Below are 26,624 nucleotides of genomic sequence, written 5' to 3' on the forward strand. Positions count from 1 at the left end.
TCTTTGATATATCAAGTCATAAACAATTTCATAATTTTTCTAATTATCTGGTAATGTTTACACCATATAATACACAAAACACAATATTTAATTATCTTTTAGTTTAAAATATAAATAAGGTAAAATTATAATGAAAGGAAAAATGGATAATAATATTGTTTTGTTTGGTATGCATAATTCGCTTAAACTTGCTCAAAAAGTTTCAGAAATTATTAATATACCACTTTCTAATGTAGAACGAACTGTATATGCTGATGGTGAAGTTATGTTGGTTTCTACTCCAACTGTAAGAAATAAGGATGTTTATATAATCGCAAGCACATCAAGACCTGTAAATGATAATATTATGGAACTTTTGATGTTTGTTGATTCGTTGAAACGTGCTAGTGCTAAAACAATTAATGTATGCTTAAGTTACTATGGATATGCTCGTCAAGATCGCAAGGCCCGAGGAAGACAACCTATTACAGCCAAATTAGTTGCTGATTTGTTGCAAACAGCAGGTGTTTCTAGAGTAATTTGTGTGGATTTACATAATCCTTCAATTCAAGGTTTCTTTGATAAACCAGTTGATGATTTAAGGGGACAATATCCAATCGCAAAGGCATTAAAAGCAACAGGTGAAAAATTTACAGTTGTTTCTCCCGATCATGGTGGAACTGTGCGTGCACGTAGATTAGCTGAATTAATTTCAGAAAGTGTGCAAATATGCATCATTGATAAGCGCCGCACTGGTGTAAATCAAACAGAAGTAATGGGGATTTTAGGTAGTGTAAAAGATAAAAATGTTGTAATAATTGATGATATCATCGATACTGGTGGAACTATTTTAAAAGCAGTTGAAACTTTAAAAGCAAATGGTGCTAAAAAAGTTATAGTTGCTGCAACACACGGAATTTTTACCAAGGGTTTTGAAGTTTTTGAAAATCACCCTGATGTTTCTAAAGTAATTGTAACAGACAGTATAGATAATTATGAAATGTTAGACAAGTTCTCAAAATTGCAAATAGTTTCACTTGGTGAATTTTTAGGTAAAGTAATTAATGCATCATTAGTTGGGGAAAGTGTTTCAGAAATTTACCGCAGTTATGAAAAAGAAATATCAAGTTAATTAGCATCCATAACACACTTTTGTGTGTTTTTTTTATATTACAGTTTATCAGCAAAAATTTATATTTTATGATATTACAAATTTTATGCTGATAAAACAAATTATATGAATAATAATGTAAATAATTACTTAAAAACAAAATTATTTTAAAAAATTATTAAAAAATGTTAAAAATGCTCAAAACATATGATATATAGCACTCTTTAAAAACACAATAAATATATAAATATGAAAAATTATGGTAAAATTATATAGAATATTTATTCAAACCAACTTATAATAAAGAAAGGAAGTATGAAAAAACTAAAACTTAGTTTAAAAGCAAAAGTTTTACTTTCAGCCAGCATAATAACATTTACATCTGCTATAACTGTAGCAGCAATGTATGGATATGCAAATAACTCAGATGAGGTGCGAGGTTCATCGCTGCCTGTAAGTAAAGAAGAACTGAAAAACGATTTTTCTAAGTTATATAATGAAAATCATGAATTAACACCTGAAATCTTTATCACTGATCCGTCTAAAGAAAATGCAGTTGGATTTATTTCACCTGACTATAAATCATTTGGATTCAATGATAACAAAAGCAAACTTTATTCATTTGAAGACTTTTTTAATGAGTACTATAAAAGATACAATGAAAGTTTTATCTTAGCAGTTAAATATGGTTCATTTACATTTTATGATGAATATGTTTTAGCAGTAAAGCCAGATAAATTTATCGACTTTAGCAAGTGATTTATTAATAATGTTGCATGAGGACCAGATTTATTAACCTTGGATAGTTTTAGATTGGTACCAGGAGTAGAACAAAACGGAAATGCGATTACATTAGGATCACATTCTACTTTACATAAAGAAGTAAGCGAAATTAAATTCTTTCCTGATGCATTCTTTGGTTCGATGCCAGTTTACTCAGTAATAGGTGGAGCAGGAAACCGAACTGATTCACTTACATATGCAACATTTAAAGATCAACAAGATAAAGTTGCTATTGATAACTTTTTAGCAACCATTCCACTTGCTTCTGCGATAAAAAATTCTCGTTCAGCAAATAATCTACCATTTTTATCGCTTTATAATCCAAACAGATTATTAGGAGAAACCTTTAAAATCTTTATTCCAAAAACTACACGTTTAGAAGATACATTGATTTTACCAAAAGATCTCACAGCATATACATTTACATTAGAAACCAAAGATGTTAATTTACCAACATCTGATAGTTCAGGGCATTCAGATGCCCTGAAAATAACTTATGATTCATTAGTTGATGCAAAAGTTACAAAAGTAACATCATCTAAACCGAATAATAGTGATAATCGAATCTTGAGTATCGAATTTTCTTATAAGGATGCAGATGGTAAAGATGCAAAATTTGTCTACGCAGCAGTTGAAAACGAAATTGATCCATATTCTGAAATAAATTACAAAACATTTAAAGCTATTTTAGATCCAAAATTAAAACATTTTCTAGATTTCTTTGATGTTAAAGCATTTGAAGGACAAACACTTTGAATTTATGCTGATGAAAATGCTAATTTATCTGCATATGCATCAAAAGTCGAAGCGATGAATTCGATTGATTCATTGCGTGACTGAAGCAAAGTTCCCCAGGAAAGCAAAAATCGTTTACGTGAATTTAAAGTTAAATCAATTGATGTTAAAAATAAACGTCTTGAAATTACATTAGAAAACACTAATACAAATATTCCACTAATTATCACTTTTGATGCGATGCATATGAGTGATGCCGAAAATAAATTATTCGAACAATTTAAAGATGCAGTAGGGTACAAAGGTTCAATTAATCCAATTTCAATTAAATCAGGCCCAGAAGATATTAGCATCGTTGATAAAAATGGTAGACCTCTTAGAGGATTATCGACTCGTAAATATCAAATTTATAACGAAGTATATACCGGTTTAGTTGATAAAGTTCTTAAAAAGTTTCCACAATTAGCAAAAAAACTAAATGGACCACATATTCAAAGAACAATTAACGATCAAGGATTTTATGATTATAAATTAGTCGAAGGTGACTATTATGGATTACGCGATAGCGATCGTATAGGATTGCCGTTATTGCTTTCTGCTACAATAGATAATTACGAAGGGATATCAACTGACTTCTTAAAATATGTTGCAACCCATGAATATGGACACCATTATACACTTGACCAATCACAAGCACTTAATCAAGATAGTAATGCCGTTGTTGTTGGAGGGATTTCTACTCGTGGTGGTTTAACTGAGACATCTTATTATTCAGCAAAATCATTGCGCAATTATTTAAAAGCACGTACTAATTTAGATTTTGTTCGTGTTAACGCGTTAGGGCAACAAACTGAAGATACTGATACAACAGGACAATACATTCGCTTCTTATTTAAAGATAAAAACGGAAAATTTGTTCGTGAAACAGACAAGCAAATTTGAGGAAACCCAATTCCAAACAGTGATGTGTTCAGTGTTTTGGATGAAAAAGATCGTAGATTTTTACAAGACTTTAAAGGAATGCAAGAAGCTGCAAAATTACGTGGAGCAAGATTAGGTGATTTATTTATAGCTAATTCATTTGATGAAAATTCAGGTACATTAAATCCATTTATCGAGGGTGTAAACAAAACTTTTGAGAAAAAACAAATAGACGGAAAAGATGTTTATGTTTTTAAAGAAGTAGCAATCTCTGATATTGTTGAAAATATAAGAGATGGTTTAGGAAAATCACTTAAAGATGTGATTAAAATTGCTTCCCCAAATTCAATAACAATTTCAGTAGTTGAAACGCAAAAAGATGCAAATGGCGCTACTATAGCAACCAAAATTAATGTCTTTGATAAAGATGGAAAACCAGCAATTAATGTTCCATTAAATGAACCACTTGATGAAAAAAGTCTTGATTATATAAGTGAACAAACAAATATTATTAAGAGTACAATTGAGAGTTTATTAATTACCCGTTTTGCAGATTCAGGTTGAAACACCCGTGATACAGATTTTGGTGGTGTAATTGGTCCAATTCGTAAAACATTGCTTCAAGGAACCAATTTTACAGATAACGGATTTGTTGATTCTTTAAAATACCGTTCAGATGCAGTTGAATTAGATGCAGATTCAAACAGAATCGATCAAATTTACCAAAATAACACAAAACGACCAGGAACCCGTCGCGCATTAGAATATACAGCATTAACAGATAAAGGTGATTTATACACAAACCTCAGTGAAATAATTGATACATATGTAGGATTTATTTTAGAAAACCAAAATCGAGGTTCACAATTTCAAGATGGTTATTATTCTCAATTGTTAAATGTTTTTGCTTTTGTTAAGGATGGAAAAATTCAAAAAGGATATACATTCCCGTTAATACTAAACAATCATTTTTCAAATAAAGTACTTTATAATCCAGATGAAAATGGACAATCTGATTTATGACCATATGCTAGACAGTTTAACAGCGATAACAATGCTAGTGGTCGTCCACAAATGAACCCGGCTTACGGAATAATGTTTAGTGGTTTTGGTTTATATAACATTGATCGCGACAAAAAATTTGTTCCGTTTTTAGCTGGTATTGATGCAGATGGTAATGTTGTTTCAAAAGATACCTTCCAAAGCGTAATTCGTAATCCTAGAGGTTTTTCTGCTCTTGTTAAAAAAATAGCATTTGTTAACTTTAATAAAAATACTGTAAAAAACTATAATTTATACAACTCATTTAATAAAGAATTTTTAGCAACAGTTAAAAATGGAAATCAAAGCGAAACAACAGCAGCATTTGATAATTTCGAAAAATTTATTGAATTTACATCGATTGATTATTCTAAAGCATCATTAGAACCATTAACTGTTAAAGACGGTGCTCCCGTAATTAAATTTGATTGAGATGTTGATTACGTAAAAACTAAATTTGATTTTGATGCATTTAAAGCAGCAGTAGCAACTTCAGATGAATCAGCAGAAAATAAATCAAAAATTGCAGCAGCAAGCGATCAAGAACTTGCAAATGAATTAATGTTAAGATTTAGAAATTCAGATTATTTCTGAACAGTTACAGACTTTAATCCAGCAACTCAGTTAAAAGAAAATCAAGCAATTTTTTCATCTAAATACGGAATCGATATTTTAAGTAATACTTTTACAGACAGCTTTTACTTTGATAAAAAATTTATGGTTGATAATGAACTTATCACACCAACACAAGAACGTACATCATATGATGCACTAGAGTTGCAAAAAATATTCTCTGATTATATAACTGGCATTGTAGGTAAAGATTCTGCTGCTAAGATACTAGAATTTACTAATACACAAGACTTATATCAATTTGTAGGTAATATCATTACTTACTTAGGACAAGGTTATCGTGATAATGATCGCATTTGATACCTAAGAAGAGCGGTTTATACTGTATTTAACAATGGATATCCTTCTTCTGATATTCTTGAATATAATTCTACACGTGTTGAAAACTTGTTAAATGATAAATTTACTGACTATATATATTCAATTCCAGAAACTTTAACTCGTGATTATGTGCAAACTACATATGTCCCTGCCACAGCTGATTTTGGTAACTTGCCTACATACTTAACTAATGCAAACGAAGCATATACAGGACAAGATTATGTAATTGATGCAACTAAGTTAAAAATTTGAAATGAACATAAAAATAGTTATTCAAATATTATTAATGCAAGTTTTGATGCAGTTAGAGCAGAAGCATTTGATAAATTATTTAATCAAACCAAGGATATTTACTTTAAAAATTCATTAGATCGTCAAATCAAAGAATCATTAGCATCAGAAAACCAAATTGAAATACAAAAACTCGATAATCGAAATGCACAAATTGATAAGGAATTGAAAACTCAAATCACGGATGAGCAAAAGAAGCAATTAGAATCTGAAAAAGCAACTAGTATAGCATCTAAAAATCAATTACAAGAAGCTAACAAGAAACTTAATGAAGAAATTGCTAAATTATTTGAAGAGCAAGACAAGCAACTACAAGATACATACGAAAAAGTAATTGGTGTATATAAAGGTAAATTATCTGATGTTTCAGATTCAAACGGAAGAAACGAGGATAGATCCTCATCATATTTTGGAAAACTTATAACCAAAAGCAACGGTTACTTCCAAGATCGCTATCAAAAAGTCGCTATTGGAATGCAACTTTATGATGATAATGGAAAAGAAATTATGGATGATGACATCCGTCTAAAGGACTTTAAAAATCAACCAATTAAATCACGTCCGAGAGCTTTCTTTATTTCACAATTACGTAATTTTGGTATCGGAGAGAGAACTGTAGCTGGTATCTTTAGAAATAAACGTATTGATTCATTAGCATTATACGGATATGTTTCTAACGAAGATGCTAAAAAGATAAAACAACTTCGTTTTACAGATGTTGAAACAGGTGAGCAAAAATTCTTACCAATTAATATTAAAGGAACAAATAACGTCTTTTATCTCAAACAACAAGGTGATGCAAGTTCTAAAGTTAGAGTAGAAGATGAAGGATATACTTCATGAATATCTGATTTTGGAGTTATGGCTAAATACCGTAATACCTTATTATTACCAAAGCATCAATACTACATTCAATTTGTAGATGAAAATAATAAAGTTGTTTCCGATTTTACCTTAGGTGATGTAACTCAATTAGCAGAAAACGGAAAAACAGGTACACAAGCATCAGTAACTATAAGACATAATGAAGATTCAAAAACACAAGATAAAGGTAAAGCAATAATCAAGATTGATTACCAATTTAACATAACAGGATAGGAGCTAATTTGAAAAAAAGGTTATGATATTTATTTACCACAACCGCTGCACTTTCATCAGCATCCTTGCTAGCAATAGCGTGTAGCACCAGTGGAAATAACACAACAAATACAAAGAGTCTAAATGAAGTTCATAGTCAAAATTCAGTAATTGATTATGATCTTGGTTTAGCAACTGAACCAATTAATAACTTAAACTATATAAAATATAAATCAGTTGATAAAATATTACCTTCATTAGTCGACTCATTTCTTAAAAGTGGACCAAACAGTGATTTAAAATCTATTACTAAAACAAGTCCGTTAAATATGGTTATGGTAGATACCGATGGAACTGTTAAAACAACAGAAGATAAAAAAACTGAACCAAGTTCAAACTTTGATGATTTCTTCAAATTTAAAAATAAATTAGAAGAAAGTGATGGTTTTGGTAGAGTTCGTGGTAGTTGATACGGATTACATGACTTTGGTATTACTGGTGGTTTAGGACGTGCAACAATCGGTGATCCACAAAGAAATGCAAGTATTTATGCATTCCCTAACCCAAAAAACAGCAACAACTATATGGCAGTAACTGGATTTCTAAACAACGGATTAAATCGCTGAAGTAACGGAGATGTTTCAACAGCACAAGATTTACGCGATTATTTAGAATATATTTTGGATATTAATACCGGATCACAAAAACTAGATTCTGTATTAAAATACTCAATTCGCGGGGCCGAAAAATTTGTTGCTGCTCAAAAAGACTATGTTGATAAATTTGGTGTACCATATAAAAATCCATGAGGTCGTAGAAAATACATTAAATTAGCTGATGGTAGTTACATTCAAGATCCAAGTGATAAAGAGTGACAATCACAAGTTTCTAAAAATAATGTACCTGCTGATACAAAAGAAGTTGAAGCAATTAAAAAAGCTGCATTAGATTTTGGTTTTTATACAGGTCAGTTATATTTAGATTATAGTCTCGAACAAGTTAATGAAAGTATGGATTTAAATCCTAATTTCAAGATTGAAAAAGAATCACAAAGTTTTACATTCAGGGATCCGAAAGATAAAACTAAGACTTTTGTTCGCACATTAGTAAAAAATGTTTATGCAAATCCTTACCAAAATTTTAAATTTGATGAAGATGCAAGAAAAATTAAACCTACAATTGAGACATTAGCAAATAATTTAAATACTTTTACAATGATTTTTGATGAGAACAAGACACCAGGTTTATCATATATGCTATTTACTATTTTCTTCCACCTTTTCCCTGTAAATCGTAAGTATATTGAAACAGTTGCAGGTGGAATCGATGTCTTCGGATCACAAAAACAACACTTTTTAACAAATGGGCCATTTTTGATGAAACCTGAAAATGTTATTTTAGGTCCACAGGGATCATTATTGTTAGAAAAAAATCCAGATTATTTCGATGCAGAAAACACCATTTCAAACCGAATAAAAATTTATTTTTCAACTGACAGAAACACTAATGCAACATTCTTTGAAGATGGTTATATTTCACAAACTTATATTCCGGCTGAAAAAATAACACAATATTTTGCTAACCCTGAATACAAAAAATATCTAAATAAAAACACAGGTTATGGAACAATTGCTTTTGGATTTAACCTTGATAACGAAACAAACGCACAAAGTTATATACAAGATGAAGACCTTAGAAACGCAATTTTCTATGCAGTAAATCGTGAGAACCTGCTTAAAGTAGTTGGATGAGACTTTTCATTTCCAGTAAACACCTGAACAGCATATGGACAATATCGAACATATGATGGGAAAAATATCGAAACCTACTTTTCAGATATGAGTAGTGATGCAAAAGATGGAGTAAAATTCCCATTACAAAATTATGATTTTGTAACTCATCTTTCAAAAGGATATACTTTTGAGAAAACACATCGTTATGATCAAACATATGCACCAAAAACAGCACAATTTTATATTGAACGTTTTAAAGCAAGACACAAGGCATTAAAATCTGTAACATTAAAATTTTTAAACAACTCTAGTGATGAACAAAAGAAAGCAGGTGCATACTTAAAAGAAATATTAGGTAGAACTTTCGATGGTTTTGTAAACATTGATATTAAGAGTTTACCTGAAAACTCATTTGCTTCATTTATTGAAGAAGGAAAATACGACATTATCTATCAAAACTATGATAGATTAGGTGGAAATAGTGCTCAAGACTATGTTGCAGTATTCTTCAAACCCGATGAAATAGATAGTTTTAACCAAAAAAGTATTGCCTTTAAAACAAACCCAGTAGGTTCTTACACATATGCAGATTACATTCGCCAATTATATGTGCAAGCAACCAATTTAGATGTAGATAACTACATCGAAACAAAATTACAAACTCCGTTTTTAGCTTTAGTTAATGCATCACAAAGCGCAAAAGATGCATATGAAAAAGCTAAAAAAGGAGATAAGAATCATATAACAGCTTTTGAAGAAGCAGTTAAACCATTAATTGAAAAATTAAACAAAGACACATCAAGAATATTTAGTGACCGTTTAATTAAAAATTTAATTGAATATATGCTAATTCAAAATCCGAATATTAAAGCAGGACGTAAGAAAAAAATTCTTAATGAACTGTTATTAATGTTTGAGGGAATTGATAAATTAGCAGATGCTACACGTGCTACTGCAGATCGCTTACATATTCAGTGATCATTAGGAAAGATTGATACAAAAATAGATTTTTGACGTAAATTTATTGATTTATCTTTCATTCGTCCACAAGAAGATTCGCAAAGTTATACTGATAGAATAAATGCATTCTTTACCGGAAACTTTACAAATGCTGAGGCAAAATTAAAATGAACCCAAGAATATGTGTACATCTTCATCGGAGAACTTGAAAAAGTCATTCGTGATGCATCGATTGTTGTACCATTAATGGAAGTTGATACCAACTGAGAAATAACCAGAGTAGGTGGTGTAGATAGTCTTTATACATTTGCGCTGCAATATGCATATGATTTTACTAGACCACCAAAACCAGGATTACCAAGAGGGAGGGCAAAATAGATGAAATGATCTAAAACAAAAGAAAATAACAAAACTACTTATGTTGATGATAACTTTATAGTTTTTTCAAACAAAAGAACTAAAGATGCAACATTTGTTGAGAAATTATTTAACATTAATTCACCTTTATTAATTTCTTCTTGAAGATTTTTTAAGATTATTGCCGAATTCTTTATTATTGGATTAATTGTTATTACTATTACATTCTTTTTAATTAATGCCGTTCCTGGTTCAAATACTTTAACAGCTGGTTTAGATGATGCAGCAAAAAAAGCAATAGAAGCAAAATACGGTTTAGATCAGCCGTTAATTATAAGATACTGACACTATATAGTAAGACTCTTTCGCGGAGATTTTGGTATATCATTATCATTATTTCCTGCACAAGAAATAAATTCATTTATTTGAGAGCGCTTCTATAAATCATTTTTAGTAGGAATTTTTTCAGTATTATTAACTGTTGTAATAGGAATTTCTGTAGGAATATGAGTTGGTAAAAACCCAGGCGGAATAGTTGATAATGTATCAACTGTGTTAGTAAGTATTTTTTCATCGGTTCCTTCGATTATTTTTGCTTTAATATTAGTATTTATCGGTCGTTTAATTAACTTACCATATATCTTCGCTCAACATAATTTCCTAACATATATCCTACCTGGATTAGCGCTTTCTCTTGGAAGTATCATTGTATATATCAAATATATTCGTACCGAATTAAATCGTGAGTTAAACTCAGTGCATGCTAAATTTGCATATTTAAAAGGATTATCAAAAAACCGTTTTGTATGAAAACATGCACTTAAACCTTCACTCTTCCCAATCGCAACATTCTTCCCTGCTGTTATTTTCGGTTCATTTATCGGAAGTATCTTCATTGAGCAAATCTTCTTTATTTCTGGTTCTGGTGCAACATTACTACAAGCAATTCAAACAAAAGACTATAATGTGATTTTATTCTTAATTATAATGTTTACTTTACTTACTATTTTATCTTATGCAACTCGTGATATCTTATATGAAGTTATAGATCCAAGAGTGCGTAGAAAGGGGGCATAATTGGCATTCAATGATAAAAAAGAATCTAAATTAGTGTCTTCTTTTAAAAAGTATTTAACTAAATTAAAGCAACGTCAACAACTTGGTCCAACAAATGAACTAACTAAGGATGCTGCTCCAAGTATGATATTGCAACCGTTTCAATATCAAGCATGAAAAATAGTAGGTAAAACTTTTGATTTCCATGCTGATGCACATATGGGTGCAGAAACGAAGGTATTTAAAGAATTTGTATATCGTTATTCAAAGAGTTTTGCAGGTGTATTTGGTTTTGTTTTATTAGTCGTGATTATTCTTTTATCATTTATTATCCCATTTACTACACAAGATCCAAACTTATCCAATGTTGATGCAAGGTTCTTAACATTTAACCAAACAGACGAGCAAACAGGAATTTATCATATTTTTGGAACCGATTCAATTGGTCGCGACATTTGGGCACGTTTATGACACGGATTGCGATACTCGATTGCATTAGCATTAGTTGTTACATTTATCGAAGTTATCATCGGGCTTACCATTGGGATTTTAATGGGTCAATATGAGCGTTTTGATCGTGTGATGACATTTATAATTAAGGTTATTTCAGTAGTTCCAACAATCATTATTTTGATTTTGATGACTATTGTTGTTAGTCCTAGTTTCTGAGTAATTGTATTTTCTTTATCATTTACATCATGAACAGGAATGGCTAACCAAATCCGTGCTCAAGTTAAGCGTGCAAAACACTTTGAGTGAGTTGCAGCTTCGAGAGTTTTAGGTACACCAGCATGAAAAATTATTAAAAATTATGTTCCTGTTATCTTGCCAATACTGATTACTCAGTTAGTATTTACAATTCCTGGGGTAGTGCTTTCAGAAACATCATTAGCTTTCATTGGTTTAGCAATTGATGACGTTCCAACCTTAGGTAACCTTATTTCAGAAGGTCAAAAGGTCTTTCCTACCTATTTAAGATATGTTTTTGTTCCATCAACAATGTTGATTTTAATTACAACTAGTGTGCAATTAATAGGAGCGAGCGTCCAAGATGCCTTGAGACGTCAAAGATAGAGGTTATTGTGAGAAAAGAACAAAATAGTAGATGATTTAGACGTTTTGATACAAAAACTAACAAAACTACTAATGATTTAAGTTTAAAAAACCAAAATCAAGAATCTTTAAATCAACAAACTAACATTGATACAAAAACCTATGAACAACAAGTTTCAAAAAAACAAAAGAAATTTTCTTTATTTTCCCGTTTCAAACGTTCTTATTTCAATTGAGATAATTTTTATAAAAATGTACAATACCGAACTTTTGAAGATGGAAGTAAATTAAAAATTGCTGCAGAAATAAAAGATATTAAACTTTCTTTTACTAACCCAGCTCGTCCAGGAGAAAAAAATATTGTGCTTCGTGGAACAAGCTTGCAAGTTTATGAAGGTAAAGTTCATGCAATTATCGGTGAATCAGGATCAGGAAAATCAGTAATAACATCACTTCTATATGGACTTACTGGTGATAATGCTGTTATCGATGGTGGAGAAATTCTTTTATACAACAATAATGTTGAAAAATTCTCATTTCGCGATTGAGAGCGCTCACATTATCGTGGTCGTGTAGTTTCTGCTGTATTCCAAAACCCAATGTCAACACTTAATCCTACAATGAAAGTAGGAACACAAATTATGGAAGGGATGCTGTTAAATAAGGTTGTTAAAACCCGTAAAGAAGCTTATGATCGTGCTGTAGAGTTTTTAAAACTAACTAAAATAAATGATCCTGAAGCAGTTATGAAGTTATATCCACATGAAATGTCTGGTGGTATGGTGCAACGGGTAGTTATTGCTGCAATAGTTGCATTAGAACCAAAAATTCTAGTTATGGATGAACCAACCACTGCCCTTGATCCAACTGTGCAAGCATTAGTTTTAGACGTTATTAAAGATTTACAAACTAAATTAAAGTTATCTATCGTATTTATTACCCATGATTTAGGTGTTGTTGCATCGATTTCAGATTACATTTCTATTATGTATGCAGGACAAATCATAGAAGAAGGAACAGCACATGAAATTTTACACTATCCACAGCATCCATATACATGGGGGTTAATCCTTAGCATGCCCGATGTTAACAAAGGAAGTCGTTTATCAACCATCCGTGGAAGTGTACCATCAAGTTTAAATAACATCAAAGGTGATGCTTTTGCGGTAAGAAATGATTATGCATTAGGGCGTGACTTTGAAATTGAACCAGATTTTTATTATGTTTCAGAGACTCACCGTGTTAAGTCTGCTTTATTAGATCCACAAGCTCCAAAATACCAACCACCTGAACTTATCCAAAGATTATGAAAGGAATTTTTAGCTGAAAATGAGTAACGAAAGAACATTATATAAAGTTAAAAGATTCTTATTTGGTGAAAAAGAAGTTTGACGAACTCAAACTAAAGGTGTAGCAGAAATGCTACGCCCAAAGCATGGTGAAAGTGAATTAGTAACTATGCGCAATGTTGATATCACTTATGGAAGTGGAATTAAAGCATTTAGAGCAGTCAGTGATTTAAATTTAAACATTTATAAAGGTGAAGTTTTAGGACTTGTTGGCGAATCAGGGAGTGGTAAAAGCACCATCGGTCGCGCTTTAGTGGGATTGGTTCCTTATAGCTTTGGTGAAATTAAACTACTTGATAAAACCTTACCGAGAAAACTTACTCGTGGGTTCAAAGTAGGTAAAAAACTTGCTGAATATAAAGCAATTGAAAACTTTTTAACCAACAAAGTTCAAATGATTTTTCAAGATCCGGCCAACTCGTTAAATCCACATGCTAATGTTGAAGCAATTGTTTCAGAAGGTTTAACTAATACCAAAAATGCAAAAGAAATTTTCTTGTATAACTATGATCAAGAAGCAAAAGTAAAATTATATAAAGAGTTTTCACAGCAAAACCACCCACAATTTTTTGGAAATTATGAAAAAGAATTAGATATTAAAATAGCAACCAATGAAGATATTTCATATCAAGCATTCTTTGTAGATTTATATAACCAAGTGATTAAATTAAATCAACCACATATAACTAAACTATTTGATGAACTTAGAGCAGAACGTGATAAATTAAGTAAACATACTGAAAAAGAATGTAAGCGTTTATTAGTTCGTGATATATTAAGATCTGTTGGTTTAGATGAATCAGTATTGCGTAGATATCCATTAGAATTTTCAGGTGGACAACAACAAAGAATTGGTATCTCTCGTGCTGTTGTACTGCGTCCGCAGCTATTGGTTGCAGATGAACCTATCTCAGCACTTGATGTGTCTATACAAGCGCAGGTGGTTAATATTTTCAATGAATTAAAAGAAAAGTATCAACTTACAATTTTATTCATAGCACATGATTTACGTATGGTAGAATATATCTCTGATCGAATTGCTGTTATGAATAAAGGAAGATTGTTAGAAGTAGGGAAAACCGAAGAAATTATGAATCATTCATTGCATCCATATACCAAAAGCTTGCTTGATGCAGTTCCTTCAATTGAAGGAAGCAAAGGAAGTTTGGTTGGATATGTTTATGATATCAATATGCATAAATATGATGAAAATAACCAACCTGAATGAATTAAAATAAACGATGATCATTTTGTGCTCGGAACTGCTCAAGAAGTTGCGGATTGACAAGCAGGAAAATATTAAAAACCTTGTTTTGCAAGGTTTTTTTGCTTTTATCGAAAACAAATAAATCATTTTATTTTCATAACTATATTACTTTTATGTCTATATACAAGGTGAAAAAGTTCAAATCACATAAAATATGCGATTTATTCCACAAATATGATAAATATTTAACAAAATATTACTTTATTTTAGTGAAAAACAGTAAAAAAAGTATAAAATTCATTTCGTGCTATCATTTGTAGCAATATTTAATAAAATAAAGAAAGGCTATTATGAAAGAATTTACAGCTAAAATAGTTGATCCGATTGGACTTCATGCACGTCCTACTTCAATTCTTGTAACTGTAGCTTCAAAATATAAATCTGATATTAAATTACAATCAGGTGGACGTGAAGCGAATTTAAAATCAATTATGAATATTATGTCTTTAGGTGTTAAATGTGGAGCAGAAGTAACTGTTAAAGTTATGGGCGAAGATGAACAAGAAGCATTTGATGCCATTCATGATGTATTTGTAAAGAACGAATTAATTTAATTAAAATGCTTTGCGTTTTAATTTTTTTTAACTTTTTTGTAAAAATATGCTAAAATATAAAAACAAAAAGCCCGAGTGGTGAAATTGGCAGACACGCTAGACTAAGGATCTAGTGGAGTAATCCGTGCAGGTTCAAGTCCTGTCTTGGGCACCAAAATTTATCAAATTAGTTATATTAAGAGCATACATACAAGGATTGAATTTTCTTTTCAATCTTTATATGTATGCTTTTTGCTTGTATTTAGCGACCAATAATCATTCTTTTTTTTGGATAAATGTGGTATTATATAAAAAAGTCATTATATATAAAATATATAATGAAGTGAAAGGAAGTATGAAAAAAAGAAAGTTTCTTATAACAAGTTCCACCCTTTTATTAGCAGCTACTACTATTGCAGTTGCATGTAAGGCACCAGGTTCTTCTGAAGAATTACCTCGTGGAGGCAAGGAATTTTATCAAAAACCAGTTCTTATACCTAATACTCAACTCCCACAACAACCTGTACAACCACCTAAGAGCACATTGTCAAATTTAAATATTTTAGATGATCAAAAATTTGACCATATTGATGAGGTAAAACGTAAAAAATCAGAACATTTTATTCCTGCTAATGAAGATATTCGTTATGTAGCGATTGGTGATTCGATTACTGAAGGATTTGATGGAACCTTGCCACAATCATATCCTGGTCAATTAGAAAGTGATGGAAGTATTTCGGGTGTTTCATATCCTGCATACTTAGCTCGTTTGTTAAATCAAAACCACCGTGTTAAAGCATTTAATAATTTTGCCGTATCTGGTTCTCGATTACTTGATTGAATCAAGTTACTTGGAATCCCTTATGATGATTCACTTGTTAAGGATGAAGATACATTAAGTATTTTTGGAAATGACTGACAAGCAAAAGCTCAACAAATAAAAGACAAGTTACAACATGCAAACTTGGTTACTTTTTCATTATCTGCTAATGATATCTTGTTTCTATTATTCCAAAACTTAGCAACTGATGATGTAACTAACTTAATAAAAAATTATTTAAAAGGTCAAGCAATTATTTCTGATGCAGTTGTTTTAATAAACAAGTTATTTAATAATGCGTTAAGAGAAACACAAAAAAGACTTACAACATTCGTAGCAAATTTAAAACAATTCGCTCCAAATGCTAATATAAACTTTATCGGTTATCCTACTCCGATGTTATCAATTGCCAATGTGATTAAGGAATATGTAGCAAAATTGTTTGGTGGAAGTTTAGATTTTTCACCACTTGATATCTTGGTAAATGTTTTAAACAAAGGAATTCGAGAGACTGCGATTATTAATAAAATTAACTTTATCCAACCTGTTAATAATGATTATTGAAATAAACATGCTTCCGAATTATCTACTATCTTTTTCGATATCCATCCAAATACTTTTGGATACAAAAAAATGGCAATGGATATATATTTAAAAATCACTAATCCATCACTAAATATTAATGATTATAAAGGGTATGATTTTTCACAAGAATATTTGGATTTTGATGCCAATAGTGCAACATACCAAATCCAACCTATTATTCCTAATTCACAACTTTTTGGACCAAACACTGCTTCATATTTAGATGTAGAAAATAATTATGAACAAGAAATTGATGACAAAAGAGATATATATAATTTTGGAAATCGCATTGCAGAACTAACTGAAACTTTTTCTTATCTAACTCGCGAAGCGTTTGATTTTTTAACTAATAACTCTATTTATAATGTTTTAGATCCAGAGCGTAAGTTAGCGAAGTTGTTTAATAAAAAAGTTGCTAGTGGTAAATTTGCTAAGGACTCATTAGTTGAATCTTTACTTCGTTCAAATACTTTACAAAGAATTTTATATAACTTGCAAACTCAACTACAAGAATATCAAGAACAAAATCAACTTACCTTAGATAATGTTTCTGCAGCATTTAAATACTCTATTTTAAATATAGATAACCTTGCTATAGTAATTTCTGCTGTTGCTTCAAGTGATATGGTTAAAGAGTATCAAACAGAGTTTGCTGATGCTTTAAAAACCATTTTAAATAATGCAATTAAGGTATTCGGACCAAATGTAAAATCTGCTGTAATGAATGCGATTTTAGCACCAATTAAAAAATATAATGTTAAAGAATCTGATATTTCATCAATACTTGATTCTGTTTTAAATTCTGAGCATCTTAAAGAACTAGTTTCAGCATTTGCAGATTCATATGCTTTACATCCAGATAACTTTACAGATGTTTCAAATTTATCTGATGTGTTTTCAAATATACTAAAAGATCCACAAATCAATACTCGCATTTCTAGTCATCTTAATGCCTTATTATTCGAGTTTTTAACTAGTCCTAAACTACAAGCAGTTGCTTCAGAATTTCTTTATAACTTTTTAAAAGAAAATAATTTAACAGCAAATATCACATCTGATGAAGTAAATGTTGTTATAAATGATTTAATTAAATTATTAAAACAACTTAATGATAACCAACAACTAATTGATAAATTTACCTCATATACATTGAATAGTTTTCCATATTACGGATACAACCGTATCGGTGATTTATTTTCAGTAGCATTAAGATCTTTAATTACAACAGAATTTATTGGATCGCAAAATGAACCAAAATTACTTAATTTTATTAAAATAATTTTAAATTCTGATTTATTGCAGCATCATAAAGCATTTATAAAACAAATTATCAGTAATGCCTTAGATTTAAATACATTAAAAGGGATTTCAAAATCTGTATCCAACCATTTTGCTAATAGTTCGGTTGCAAAATATATCCCAACTAAATCACTTGATAAGTTAATTAATTTAGTATTTAGTCAACCACAAATACTTGATATTTTAAAAGCAACCTTAGATGCGATTTTAAATAATACTGCTGAATATAATAAAGCGCAAAGTCTAAATGATTTAATTGCTAATGCAATGCAGCATTTACCAGTTGATAATCTTAAATCTCAACTAAGTGCAATTATTAATAATATTTTAACTAATAATGAATTACCACAAATCATTAATGATGTAATGTATACATCGCTTGCTACATTTGGGATAGATATTAAGAATTCAGATAATATCAAGTTTATAAGTGATTTTTCACAAAATATCATCCCATATATCCAAAAACAACAACTTATCAATCCGATTATTGATGCATTTATTGATAAACTTAAGGCAGTTAAAATATCGAATGAACCAATAAAAATTCTTGCTCAAATCCCGGATGCAATTTTTGCAATCATTAAAAACAAATACACTACTAACACAATTACTCAAATTAAGGATTTATTGAATCAAAAATGAATTAAAGATAATCCAAATGGTGTGTTAAATACCGCTGCTGTCGTTTTAAATTCATTACAAGAATCAGGTGTGCTTTTAGATGGTATAACATCATTATTAAGCAACTTGCTTGATAAACCACAAATAGCAAAATATGTTGATAAAAATGAAATTTTACAATTAACTTTAAATGTTATAAATCGTCCACAAACAATGAAGTTAGTAGTTGCGCTTTTAGAAAGTGTTTTAAAGAATCCTGATTTACTTGATAAACTAGCATCACCAAAAGAACTTGTTTCAATTCTTTTAAAAGAGCCAAAAGTTAAAGAAGTTATAAATAAAGAAATTAAAGAGATTCTCTTAGATGTAATTAATAATAATGACCTAACCAAAACAACTGCTAAGATAATTTATGAAGTTGCAAATGCAAATGGTTTTGGTCTTGATCAAAAGTTTTTACCTGTTTTTAATTCTGTTTATCCAAGTGCTTTAAGCGTGATTAAGTCATTAAATAAATTAAATCCTTTAATTGAAAAAGTTATTGAACTTGTTACAACAGCCGATGATGTAGATTCATTATTAGCAAAACTACCGCAATTAATATCATTATTTGACTTTAGCGATCTTGATTTATATAAACTTTTATTAAATACCCCTTTATTTACTACAAATAAAGAATTATTAAAAGAGTTGATTAATAAAGTTTTTGCTAAATTTAAAGATCAATATGCTTTAGCAGCACTTGAAAAAATGCTTCCAGAGAGTGTTTTAGGACTTAATAAGACAGAATCAAAGACTTTGTTTGATAAGATAATCAAAAACACTGCGTTTAACTCTATATTTACCAATTTTGCAGCATTTATCATAGATCACTCTCAAGAGTTTGTTAATGCAAATAGTTGAATAGACATAATTAATCTATTTTTAAAAGACACTAACTTTATAAGTTCAAACAAAGAATCGATTACCAACATCATTAATGAATATAAAACCGATGCTACATTGAAGAAGTTATTAGCAAACATTATTAGTGAAAAAATAGGTAATTTATGAATCTTTGCACATACTACTAATAAAAACCAACTTATTTCTGATTTATTAGACTATTTATTATCACAATTTGATAATTTAAAAGTTGTAGAACATTTATTTAAAGCATTGGATTTATATCAAAAATCAAGAAATACTAATCCTATAAAGATACTTAATTTATTTGCAAATGAAATAGCATCCGAGTTTAGTTCAAATGTGATTTCTCAAAAAGTTATTACCTTAATTAAAGGGTTGCCAGATAATTTCATTTCAAGTCATAAAAATGATTTAAAGCAAATCTTTGTTAATGTATATGACCATTTTAAAACAGATGAACATTTAGGTTCAAAAATTTTAAATTTACTTCCACAAGCAACATTAGCAGAAGTTAATAAATATGCATCAGAACAAATAAGTGATCAAATTATTTATTCATTTTTAAATAAAGAATCTACTAAAAATTTATTTAAAGGAATTGTTGATAATATTTTAGATAACATCCAAAATCTTAAATCAATAAACAGTATCAAAGATTTATTAAATCTTGTTGTTAAATCTATTAATGGAGAACAACTAAAAACTAGTTTAACAACTTGAATCGATGAAATTTTAAATGATGATAGCTTGGTATCAAATATTAATACCATTCTATCGAATGTTATAAAATTTAACTTTGTTGAAATTTATAATAATCCACAAACTCATCAGTTTTTAAATATTTTTATCAAAGAAGCATATTCATGAGCAAAAGAATTAGGAATTATTGACTTAGTTGCAATTAACTTAAAAACATTCTTTGATAATTCTGAATCAACTTTTGATCAAAGAGTAGCAACTTTAAAAACTTCATTAGCATCACAGTTGCAAACCAAAGTTATTGAAAACTTACATAATTTAGTTAAAAAACTTTATAACTCAGATGCAGTTAAAAAATATCCAGCATATACAGCAACGGTTGCTAACTATATCTTTAATAGTCTTGTTAACAACATTTTAATCTTTAAGGATATCATAAATAATGCATTAGTTTCAAATCAGATTATAGATGCATCGCAAAAATTAAGTGATGAACAATTAAATCAATTAAACCCATCACTTAAGGCTATTAATAACCTCGATAGTAATGTTTCAATTATTGATAAAATACTTGCTATACCAGTAGCAGAAATTAATAAAACAACTAATACAAATGAATTAATTAGTTTATTTACAAATAAATTATTATCAGCAATTGATTTAAATAATTATGCATTTGTCAAAGTATTGTTAAATTCAGAATTTGTGCAAAATCAGCACAATTGACTAAAACAAATTTTTAACAAATTATTAGATAAATATTGAACAGATGCTAATACACAAGCATTAGCAGAAAAAATCTCGGTTGATTCAGTAGAAACTACCCTAGGATTTACAAAGGGTGCTTTAAGAGATTTGATTAAAACTATACTTAAAGATTCAAAAACTAAAGAAATCATTAAATCACTTGGTGATAGTGCTATTGATCATATTTCATCATTAAAAGCAGCAGATTCATATAATCAGTTAGTTAAAGCAATTTTTAATATTACTGGATTAAAAGATTCTATTAAAGAAAAAGTAGTAGCTTTAATCAAAGAATTTGTTTCAAAAGCATCTGTTAAAGAAAAACTAAAATCACTTGTAATATCACTTTTAAATAAGGAAGTGTTGCAACCATATTTAAAAGGGGTAAATGATAAAAATAAACTCGCTGAAAACATCATCAAGATATACGATATAGTTGATAGTCAACTTGATATAAGTGAATTGACTTTTGAAGTAATTTATGCATCGTTGCAAAACAACGGATTAAACTTTAATTTTACAAGTATTGCTAATGCGATTTTAAATGGATTTAAAGCTCGTTTAAACAAGGATAATAAGCAAGAAGAAAATATTATTAAGTTATTAAAAGCAGTAATTAAATCTGGATTATTTACTGAAAATAAAACCGATATTATCACTATTATAACTAATATAATTACAAAATTAGGTGATGGAAGTTTTGTTGATGAATTGATAAATAATTTACCAACTGCTACAAAAACACAGATTCAAAACTTTATCGGATTAAGTCAACTTTCAGATGTTGCTAAAGCAATGTTGAAGAACATTCATTTTCACAATTTAATTAATGCAACATTTAGTAAATTAATTGAACATATTAACGAATTTGAAAATGTTACTTCATATAATGATTTATTTAAAAAATTATTAACAGTTATAGATATAAATTCTATAAAAGTTGATTTAAAAGCATTTATTGATGATTTATTACAAAATTCTGATATCAATAATTCGCTTTATGAACTCATTAAGAATTTACTTGTTCAAAATGGTGTAAATGTAACAGAAAATGAAGTATTTATTCGTGCTTTTGTAAGTAATATCAAAGATGTTGTGCATCACATTGGATTAATTGATCCTATTATCGAAAAAGTATTTGAAACTTTGCAACAAGCTGCTTCAAGTACTGATGATGTATTAGTAAAAATTGCTCAAATACCTAATCAAATATCACAAATTATTACTGAAAAAGTATTTAAAAATCCTAAGCAATATGTAGATTCACTACTTGCTACAAACGTTATTGCCACACATAAAGAATCCTTTATTAAGGTTGTTACACAACTGTTAATTCATTTAAAAAATAATGGATATTTTGATAAATTTATCAATTCTGCAATCGATTCGATTAATAACCAACAAATACTATCGATTATTTCAAAAGATGATATTAAACAACTTGCAAAAGTGGTATTAAACAATACATTATCAACTCAAGCAATACAGACATTTGTACCTGAATTGATTAAAAATACCGATTGAATAACATATTTAAACAACCCTTTTGCTTTAATTAAGAATTTACTACAAAATACCAATATAGCAAATTTTGTTAAAACAAGTTTTGCAAGTGGATTGCAAAATATATTAACCAACACAACGGTTTCAAATATATTAGCAAGTGTTTTAGATAAATGAATAAATCAATTAGGTTTAAATCTTGCTGGTATTAATAAGATTTCATTAATTCATAATTTAATTTCTTCAATAATTCCATTTTTACAAAAAATTAATGTATATCAACCCTTAATTAACTTATTAACTGATACATTTGCATCAACTGATTCATTTGCAGCATATGCAGCAAAATTAAAAGTTGAAATACCAAAATTGTTTGTATTTAATGATAATGTTTTAATTGTGGCATTACAAACATTCGAAAATATTAAAAATCATAAAAATACAGTAGTACAAATTGGTGTTGCTTTATATAACTCAATAAGTGAAAATGATGCATTTGTCGATCAAATGTTTGCTTATATTTTCAAGAACCCAAATTCATATACAAGCAATGGCATTGATGTAGAGTTACTTAAAAAAGTAATTAAAAGTTTGTTAAAAAATAATGAAATTAAATCAAGAATAGCAACTTTATTAGATAATGTTATAAGTAGATATGATGTTATTAAAAACTCACATAATCTTTCTGAATTAATTAAAAATATATTCAATAATGATGATTTTAAAAATTCATTAAAAACTATTGGTAAGAAATTAATATCTCTATTTTATAAAAATGATGATATCAAGAACTTTATTGCTAAATTTGCTATTCATAAACTTGAGCACTCAGACTTTGCCGCATTATTAACTAATGTATCACATAAAGAAGACTTAGTAAAAGCTTTATTAGGTGCAATTAAAGAAGTTAATCATTATGTTCCTGTTACAGATTTATTAATTGATTCATCAGTTGATGAGGTAGCAAGAAGCGGACTTAATTTTGATTTTAATAGTGTGTTAAATAAATTAATAGAAAGTTTCAAGTTATTTATTTCATCTCAGGATTATGAAGCAAAAATTATTGATTTACTTAACGATGTAGTTCGAGAAAATGGTGTTCAACAAAACAAAAATGATTTTATTATTTTAGTTGAAAATATAGTTAAATTAGCAATACAGAAAGTTGATTTTGGTGGATTTATTTGAAATTCTTTTGATGCAAAAACACAAGCATTTATTACAAATGGATTTTTATCACAAAGCGAATTTACTAATTTAATTAATTCTGCTTTAAAAGTAGATACATTAAAAACATTAATTACAAATATTGCTAAATACTACATAAATAATGTAAATACATTTGCTTATTCAAACACTTTTTTCGATGTGTTTAAAAAATATATTTCAGTAGCAGCAAATGAAAGTGAGTTTAAAAATTCAATTAAAAAACTTGCTTTAGATGGTCTATCATCAGCTGCAACTAAAACAGCAATTAAATCAGTGATTGAAAAAGCAGTATCATTTTTAAATGTTAAGAAATCAACTAATATTAATGACTTTATCGAAGCATTCGCAAATGATTTTGGCAATATGTTTAATCGAATTGGTGTATTTGATAACCTTGCTGATTCAATGGTACAAACCATTAAACAAGTTAATGATTTTAATGGATTTAAATCGAAATTTATTGCTAATGCACTACAAACGATAAAAGTTACTGATTTTCCATTTATTAAAAAAGTTATTAATGATCAAGTTATTACACAGCATAAAACCGGTGCTAAGGAGTTATTGGTAAATTTAGTATCAAACCTGTTAGATGATAAGACTAAAATAACTAAAGTAATTCACGATCTTAACCTTTCTAAGGTTTTAGTTGAAGACGGAGTTTTTAATGATCCAAGTGTAATTAATGACACAATTATTTTAGCTTTACAAAACAAAAATATCCGTGATATTATTAATATGGTCATAGGTGATTTTGTTGATCGTGGAAATGATTATCAAACTGCTGATGATTGATTTGGAGCAATAAACATCTTATTTAAATCACCTAATTCAAAAGACTTTAAATCTAAATTTACTGCATGAGTTAAGGAAACATTATCTAACCCTGATCCAAGAATTGCTAAAGGACTTGCACAAGTGATGATTGCCAAACTTCGTAATGTAGGATTTAATCTTACTGAAAACAAGCATCTAACTTTATACCAAAATGTGATAAGTAACCTTATGAAAGCATTAGTAAAACGTCCTGAATTACCTTTAATAGTTAATAACATATATGAAAACATTAAAAAAATACAATTAAGTAAAAATAAAGATAATTTTGCTTATATAAAACGTGCTTTTTTAGATGGTGCTTTATACATGATATTAACTAATGATCATAAAAACATTGATATAGGTAAAATGGGTAGTCAAGCTAATTTAATTGCATTTATCGCAAATTCGATTGGTGATGAAAATTATGTCCGTTTTTTAAATTCCTTATTTGAAACCAGTGATATACACAAAAGAGGTGGAATTTATCATTTTATTGATACATTGATACTTAAAAAGAAACCTGTAAGTAATTTGAATGCATCGAGTTCATCGAATAAACCAAGCTCACCAAATGCTAAAAAAGATGTGCCAGCACCATATGGAGTAGTATATGGTGGAATAACAGAGATATTCAGGAACGGAGATAAAGTTTCGGATTTACTAGGTTCAATTTTTGCACCTATATATCGTCAAATGATTGTAAAACTAAGCAAAAATCAATATAAAATAGGTAAAGACTTTTATAAAAATGATGAATTCAGACTATTATTTAGACTTTCAGCATTTATCTTATGATTTATCCATACGGGAGCAGGTGTAACAGGTGAACCTTTCTGAAATGTTGCAGGTTTAGATGTTGAAGGTTACTTTATGGGTGGTTTATGGTCAGGTTTTGAAAAAGCAATTAATGATCCTAGACATAAAGATATTTTTAATAAACTTACAACAGATAAAAAGGTTGCAATGGGAATGGCTAGAGGTGGTGGATTTAATAAAGAATTCGTGTTAGGAAATAGGTCATATACCACAAACATAAAAAATTATTGAAGTGATCAATTATTAGCCTATATTTACTATGATTCTCCTACCCAAAAAGATCGTCATACTGGTAAATTGATGCGACAAGTTTTAGAAGAAGCCATTGCTCGTGGTTCGTTAAAAAGATAAGAATACTATATAAAAATACTAGCTATGACTAGTATTTTTATATACTTATGAGAGTGGATAATGATGGCAAAAAGATTAATAACTATTTATGCTAATTTTTTCCTATGTTTATTTATAAGGTAATATGGATTAGTTTTTGATATTTTCCAATAAATAGCAATATTTGATAAAATAAAGTAATAAGGAAATATATTTATGGATTGAGCTTCTTTTATATTTATTATGGTAACTATTTTTAGTTTTATTTTTTCCGCTGCACCAAGTACTTGACTATGTATTGTAAGTTTTATAAGGCACAATATGACTAATTTTGTAACTAATAAAATTACTATACTGTCTAGATTAGAATCTGCAAAAAACACTAATATTTTATTTAAAGAAGGTGCAAAAATATTTCTTAAAAATAGTGAAACACAGCGAAAAATTGGTATTGGTATTGTAATATCATTAATTTTTGCTATATTAATATTAGAAATATCTTTACAAATTGCAATAAAATATAATATATTTGAAATGAAAGATTCTGAAATTATAAATTTAAATTATATAAGGATGATAGATATTATATATGTAATATATTTTATTGTTACTTTTAAGTTTTTGAAATTATATACCAAGGCACTCAGAAAATCTAAAGTAATAATAGAAAATTTAATAGAAAAATTTGAATTTCATCAAGAAGAGTACTTTTTAAATGGAATTACTGAAACCAACTATTTTAAAAATAAACCTATTTATCATATTGATTATGAAAGTGAGAAGAAGGTTTTGCTAAATTATGAATATTTAATAGGCTATTCAAGTAAAAAACATGAAATAATTGCTATGAATTATTTTTTTGCTTGAGGTTATCATTTTAAAGAAGTTCATAACGGGAACCTTATATATATAGATTTATATAAACAATTTTTATATTTAAAAAATGAATGAATAAATAAGAAAGGGTTATATAATTAATATCTAGTTGATTGTTTTTGGATTCTAAATATTTAAAATAATCGTTTTTATTAAAAAATAACTATTTTTTAATAAAATAGAAATAT

At 28.6% G+C, this 26,624-nt stretch carries 10 protein-coding genes and 1 tRNA gene; all 11 read left to right on the forward strand.

Annotated features, from left to right (window positions below; all coding sequences use genetic code 4):
• Positions 1–142 precede the first annotated feature (142 nt).
• The 11 genes from ACR82Z_RS03530 to ACR82Z_RS03580 all read left to right on the forward strand — a co-directional run bounded on the left by ACR82Z_RS03530 (position 143) and on the right by ACR82Z_RS03580 (position 26,538).
• The gene (locus ACR82Z_RS03530; protein WP_435128884.1) at positions 143–1,111 is read left to right on the forward strand and encodes a ribose-phosphate pyrophosphokinase; all 969 of its coding nucleotides are present in this window, start codon (positions 143–145) and stop codon (positions 1,109–1,111) included.
• A gap of 294 nt (positions 1,112–1,405) precedes the next feature.
• Complete coding sequence (locus ACR82Z_RS03535) at positions 1,406–6,913, forward strand: PDxFFG protein (protein ID WP_435128887.1); 5,508 nt, start codon at positions 1,406–1,408, stop codon at positions 6,911–6,913.
• An 8-nt stretch (positions 6,914–6,921) separates the two neighbouring features.
• Positions 6,922–9,963 carry an ABC transporter substrate-binding protein gene (locus tag ACR82Z_RS03540; protein WP_435128890.1) on the forward strand — a complete coding sequence of 1,014 codons (3,042 nt, stop codon included), beginning with the start codon at positions 6,922–6,924 and terminating at the stop codon, positions 9,961–9,963.
• A complete protein-coding gene (locus ACR82Z_RS03545; protein WP_435128893.1) occupies positions 9,964–11,019 on the forward strand; it encodes an ABC transporter permease in 1,056 nt (351 codons plus the stop codon).
• The gene (locus ACR82Z_RS03550) at positions 11,020–12,072 is read left to right on the forward strand and encodes an ABC transporter permease (protein WP_435128896.1); all 1,053 of its coding nucleotides are present in this window, start codon (positions 11,020–11,022) and stop codon (positions 12,070–12,072) included.
• Between the two features lie 8 nt (positions 12,073–12,080).
• The gene (locus ACR82Z_RS03555; RefSeq protein WP_435128899.1) at positions 12,081–13,388 is read left to right on the forward strand and encodes an ABC transporter ATP-binding protein; all 1,308 of its coding nucleotides are present in this window, start codon (positions 12,081–12,083) and stop codon (positions 13,386–13,388) included.
• A complete protein-coding gene (locus ACR82Z_RS03560) occupies positions 13,381–14,703 on the forward strand; it encodes an ABC transporter ATP-binding protein (protein ID WP_435128902.1) in 1,323 nt (440 codons plus the stop codon). Before ACR82Z_RS03555 ends, ACR82Z_RS03560 begins: the two co-directional genes overlap by 8 nt.
• A gap of 254 nt (positions 14,704–14,957) precedes the next feature.
• Positions 14,958–15,221 carry an HPr family phosphocarrier protein gene (locus tag ACR82Z_RS03565; protein WP_435128905.1) on the forward strand — a complete coding sequence of 88 codons (264 nt, stop codon included), beginning with the start codon at positions 14,958–14,960 and terminating at the stop codon, positions 15,219–15,221.
• Positions 15,222–15,290: 69 nt separating this feature from the next.
• A tRNA-Leu gene (locus ACR82Z_RS03570) sits at positions 15,291–15,375 on the forward strand.
• A 180-nt stretch (positions 15,376–15,555) separates the two neighbouring features.
• Positions 15,556–25,581 (forward strand): SGNH/GDSL hydrolase family protein, encoded by a 10,026-nt coding sequence (locus ACR82Z_RS03575; protein ID WP_435128908.1) that lies wholly within the window; start codon positions 15,556–15,558, stop codon positions 25,579–25,581.
• 300 nt (positions 25,582–25,881) lie between these two features.
• Positions 25,882–26,538, forward strand: a complete 657-nt coding sequence (locus ACR82Z_RS03580; protein ID WP_435128911.1) for a hypothetical protein — start codon at positions 25,882–25,884, stop codon at positions 26,536–26,538.
• The last annotated feature ends 86 nt before the right edge of the window (positions 26,539–26,624 follow it).

The organism is Mycoplasma sp. 6243, from assembly GCF_051200785.1.
Classification (GTDB): domain Bacteria; phylum Bacillota_I; class Bacilli_A; order Mycoplasmatales; family Metamycoplasmataceae; genus Mycoplasmopsis.